The following is a 4,947-nucleotide window of genomic DNA, read 5'->3' on the forward strand; positions in this document are numbered from 1 at the left end:
GCCCGTGGCCGAGGTCTCGCGGCGCGCGTCGTGGGCGCCCTCGCGCACCGCGCGCCAGCGCTCGCGCACCCGCGAGCCGCCGCGCGGACCGAACGACAGCAGCACGTGCGCGAAGCCCGGATAGACGCGCGTGCCGACCAGCGCGTACCACCACCAGGCGATCTCGCGCCGCGCCGGCGGCAGGTGCTCGCGCAGCGTCAGGTGCAGGTTGTAGGCCGCGTTGACGATCGCCTTGCGCGAGGCGGCATCGCGCCGGTCCTCGTCGAAGCGCTCGGCCGGATAGTGGTCGACCGCCACCGCCGGGTCGTAGACCAGCTTCCAGCCGCGCCGCTTGACGGCCATGCTGAAGGCCATGTCGTTGTGGGTCTGGGCGCCCGCGCCGCGCAGGCGCGTGTCGAAGCGCAGCCCCGAGATCGCCGCGCGGCGGTAGATCATGTTGGCGCCCTTGAGCATGTCGACCTCCCGCGCGCCGCCGATGCCCAGGTGATGGTTGCCGATCAGCTTGCCCGAGAGCCGCACGCGGCCCACCTCGGGCCGCTCGCCGTCGATCACGCGGCCCTTCTCGTGCACCCAGTCGCGCCCGCCCAGCGCGCCCAGCCGCGCATCGGCCGCGAACGCGGCGGCGATCCGCTCGAGCCAGTCGGGATGCGGCGCGGCATCGTCGTCGGTGATCGCCACCACGTCGCCCTGCGCGGTGTCGAGGCCGCGGTTGAGCGCGGCCACCTGCCCGCCCACCTCGACCGGCGCGACCACCAGCGGCAGCGCGCCGCGCACGCGCGGATCGGCCAGGCACTCATGGGTGGCGTCGTCCTCGGGACGGGCCACCACGATCACCTGGTCGGGCGCGCGGCGCTGGCGCTGCAGCGCGATCAGGCAGCGCGCGAGATCGGCGGGACGCCGGTAGGTCGGGACCAGTACGGAGAGTTTCATCGGTGCATACCTCGTCGTCGTTGTGCGGCACGCCCGTCAGGCGTTCAGGTATTCGTGGACCGAGGCATAACCCCGGCCGTAGCCGCGCGTGCGCGGCGGCACGCCGTTGAAGATGCCGCCCTGCAACTGCACGCCCGCGGTGCGCAGCCGCTTGATCGAATCGCCGATCTCGCCCTCGGTATGCATGCCCGAGCGCAGCACCAGGAAGGTGGAGCCGGCCAGCACGCCGAAGATGGTCGCGTCGGTGACGGCCAGGATCGGCGGCGAATCGACGATCACCGCGTCGTAGCGCTTGCCGAGCCCGTCGAGGTAGAGCGCCAGGCGCGGCGACATCAGCAGCTCGGAGGGATTGGGCGGACGCTGGCCGGTCGGGATGAAGGACAGCCCCGGCACCTGGGTCTCGCGGATCGCCTCCTCCAGCGCGATCTGGTCGCTCAGCAGCTCGGACAGGCCGTTGCGGCGCGGCACGCCGAAGTAGCGGTCGAGCGCGCCGCGGCGCATGTCGGCGTCGATCAGCAGCACGCGCTTGCCCGAATGCGCCAGCAGCGCGGCCAGGTTGACGGTCAGGAAGCTCTTGCCGATGCCGGGGGTCGGGCCGGTCAGCACCATCACGCGGTTCTTGGCGTCCATCAGCGCGAACTGCATGGCGGTGCGCAGGCTGCGCAGGCTTTCCACGCTGAGGTCCTTGGGCCGCGCCACCGCCAGGATCGGGCGCATGTCGCTGCCGCTCTTCTCGGCCGCCGCGTCGAGCCGTTCGAGCTCGACGCTCTTCGGGATCAGGCCGTACATCGGCAGGTTGAACATGCGCTCGACGCGCTCCGGATCCTCGATGCCGTGGAACAGGTTGCGGCGCAGGAACACCACGCCGGTGCCGACGATCAGGCCCAGGATCACCGCCGCCGACAGGATCAGCGCCTTCTTCGGCTTGACCGGCACGCCGGGGCGCAGCGCCGCGTCCACCAGGCGGATGTTGCCGCCGGTGCCGGCGCGCTGCACCGAGAGCTCCTGCACGCGGTTGAGCAGCAGCACGTAGATGTCCTCGGCGACCTTGGCGTTACGCTGCAGCGCGACCGCCTTGACCTCGGTGGCCGGCAGGCTGCGGAACTTGTCGGCGTACTTGTCGCGTTCCTTCTGCAATTGCGCGAGCTGCTGGTTGGCCGCCACCACCATCGGATGCTCGGGCGTGAAGCGCTGCTCGAGCGAGGCCAGCTGCAGGCGCTGCGCGGCGATCTGCTGCTCGTACTGGATGCTGCCCTCCAGGTAGACCTTGGCCTCGTCGCTCGCGTTGATCGAGCCCGAGGTGCTCTGGTACTCGGTCAGCGCGGCCTCGGCGCGCTCCAGGTCGGACTTCAGGCGCGGCTCCTCGCTCTTGAGGAAGTCCAGCATCTTGTTGGCCTCGGCCTGCTTGCTGTTGATGTGCTGCTGCAGGTAGGACTGCGCCAGCGCGTTGGCGATCATCGCGGTCTGCACCGGGTCCTTGCCCTCCAGCGAGATCTGCACCACGCCGGTCTGCTTGCCCTGCTCGCTCACCTGGATCGCCGACTGGAAGGCGGTGATCGCGTCCAGGTCGTTCTGGCGCACCACCACGAACTGCGTGCCGGGCCGCGCCACCAGCTGGCTGACCAGCAGCGATACGCCGTTGCCCTCGGCGCGCTCGCCCACGCGGCCGCGCAGCAGCAGGCCGCCGTCCTCGTTGGCCAGCGTGTAGGCACCGTCGGCGCCGGCCGTCAACATCAGCTTCTTGCCTTCGAGCGCCGGCGTCACGTCGATCGAGTCGACCGCCGCCTGCTCGCCGCCCCAGGCGTAGGAACCCATGCCGAGCCAGGGCTTGGCCAGCTTGCCCGGCGCGGCCAGGCGCGCCGACAGCGCGCCCAGCAGCGGGAAGGTCTTGGGCGCCACCGAGAAGTTCAGCTTGCACTGCTCGACCACCGGGCCGACCACGCCGCGGCTCTTGATGATCTCGATCTCGGCGTCGGTGGCCGGCGTGGCCGGGCCGCCGTTGATCACCGCGCCGGTCTGGGTCTGGGTCAGCGCCTGCGAGGTGTTGTCGGCCGCCTCGACGCGCACGTGCGCGTCGGCCGAGTAGATCGGCTTCGCGAGGTAGCAGTAGACGCCCGCGAGCGCCACGATCAGCGCGGCGATGCCCAGCAGCAGCCAGATGTCGTCGAGGATCACCTGGATCAGCTGGCCGAGGACCACGTCCTCGTCGTCGGGCTTGGCCGCCATGTCGGCGTAGGGATGTTTGACTTGCGTATTCACGATGGCTATCCGCCTCAGGTTGGTGGGCCGGCGTCGGGGGACGCCGGCCTCGCCAGATCAGCGCGTGATCTGCTTCATGTAGTAGATCGACTGGATCGTCGGGAAGATCTGCTGCAGCAGGCGGTTGAACTGCACCGACCCGGCCGTGCCCACGTAGACCACATCGAGCGGCTTGAGCTGGAACCGGCTCGACAGCATCAGCGCGTCGGGCTGGGTCATGTCCAGGCGATAGATGTCCGGCATGTCGGGCTTGTCCTGCAGGTCGCGCAGCACATAGACCTGGCGCGGATTCGCGTCGGTGTCGAGGATCCCGCCGCCGGCGGTGATCGCGTCCGCGATGGTGAGCTTGCCCTTGAGCATCGGCACCGTCACCGGCTGCTTGACCTCGCCCATGATGAACACGCGGCTGTCGCTGCGATCCGGCACGTTGACCACGTCGCCCGGCTGCAGCATCACGTTCTCCTTCGCCTCGCCGCGATCGAGCATGGCGTTCGCGTCGAGCACGTAGAACTTGCCGTCGCGCGTGAGCCGCACGCGCTGCAGGTCGGCCTCGGCGGTGGTGCCGCCCGAGCGCGTGATCGCGTCGACCAGGCGCAGCGGCACGTCGGTGATGGCCAGCGGCCCCGGCGTCTTGACCTCGCCGGTCACCTGCACCTTCTGGCTGCGATACGACAGCACGCGCAGGTCGATCTGCGGGTTCTTCACGTAGCGCGCCAGCTTGGCGGCCAGTTCGTCGCGCACGTCCTGCGCGGTGCGCCCGGCCACGCGGATGCGGCCCACGAACGGGAAGTAGATGGTGCCGTCCGCGCCGACCGTCTGGCCGTAAGGGTCGGCCTGGCCCGGCAGCGCATTGGTATAGGGCTGCTGCAGCGCGCCGGCGATGGTCTGGGTGGTGTTGCCGCCGGCCGAGAAGGACTGGCCCTGCGGGGTGGTCAGCTCGGGGTGGTCCCAGACCGTCACGCCGAGGATGTCCTGCGGCTCGATGCGGTAGACGTACTGGGTCGGATCCGGGAACAGGTCGGCCGGCAGCGGGCGGCTGTCGTGCTGGGCCAGCGCCTGCGAGACCACCAACTGCGGCGTGATCAGCTTGACGTCGTAGTGCGTGTCGGGCATCGAGCCCTTCTCGTCGAGCCGCGAGGTGTTGATGTAGTTGCCGGGCGCGGTGGCGCAGGCGCCGAGCAGCGCGGCCGCCACGAGCGGCGCGAGCGCGGTGAGGAAAGTTCGCTTGAGCAGGCGTTTCAGCATAGTTTGTGCAGCCATCCTTGAACCAGACGTTCGATCAATCGGCAGCTTTCGCGGTACGCGGCCTCGCTGCGCCCGTGCGGATCGGCGATCTCCGCGTCCTCCCACTTGCCGAGCAGGAACACCTTGCCGCGCGCGCAGGGATCGACCGACTCGATCGCGTCGATCTGGCGCCGCTCGGTGACCAGCACCAGGTCGGCGTCGCGCACGATCGCCTGGCTCAGGCGGCGCGAGCGGTGCGTCGAGGCATCGACGCCGCGCTCGGCCAGCAGGGCCTGCATCACCGGGTCGATGCCGTCGCCGTCGTTGGCGTCCAGGCCGGCCGAGTGGAAGGCGCAGTCCTCGCCGAGCGCCTCGCGCCCGTGGGTGCGGAACAGCATCTCGGCGGTCGGGCTGCGGCACACGTTGGCATGGCAGACGATCAGCACGTTACGGAACATCGTGTGTCCTCCTCGGGTTCGGGCGCTCAGGCGCCGGCCTCGGCGGCCGGGCTGGCGCTGGCGGCCGGCTGCGCGG

At 70.4% G+C, this 4,947-nt stretch carries 4 protein-coding genes; all 4 read right to left on the reverse strand.

All coding sequences use genetic code 11. From position 1 onward, the window contains the following. The coding region (locus tag F3J10_RS34330; RefSeq protein WP_167243935.1) for a glycosyltransferase family 2 protein at positions 1-930 on the reverse strand (930 nt) is incomplete at its 3' end. Between the two features lie 36 nt (positions 931-966). Continuing rightward, a complete protein-coding gene (locus tag F3J10_RS34335; RefSeq protein ID WP_166914881.1) occupies positions 967-3,192 on the reverse strand; it encodes a polysaccharide biosynthesis tyrosine autokinase in 2,226 nt (741 codons plus the stop codon). A 54-nt stretch (positions 3,193-3,246) separates the two neighbouring features. Continuing rightward, entirely contained in the window at positions 3,247-4,422 is a 1,176-nt protein-coding gene (locus F3J10_RS34340; RefSeq protein WP_025101158.1) for a polysaccharide biosynthesis/export family protein, read from the reverse strand. Between the two features lie 5 nt (positions 4,423-4,427). Continuing rightward, positions 4,428-4,871: a low molecular weight protein-tyrosine-phosphatase gene (locus F3J10_RS34345; RefSeq protein ID WP_025101157.1), complete on the reverse strand. Its 444-nt coding sequence runs from the start codon at positions 4,869-4,871 to the stop codon at positions 4,428-4,430. Between the last annotated feature and the right edge of the window lie 76 nt (positions 4,872-4,947).

The sequence above is a fragment of the Burkholderia sp. Cy-637 genome (assembly GCF_011753175.1).
In the GTDB taxonomy this organism is placed as follows: domain Bacteria; phylum Pseudomonadota; class Gammaproteobacteria; order Burkholderiales; family Burkholderiaceae; genus Burkholderia; species Burkholderia gladioli.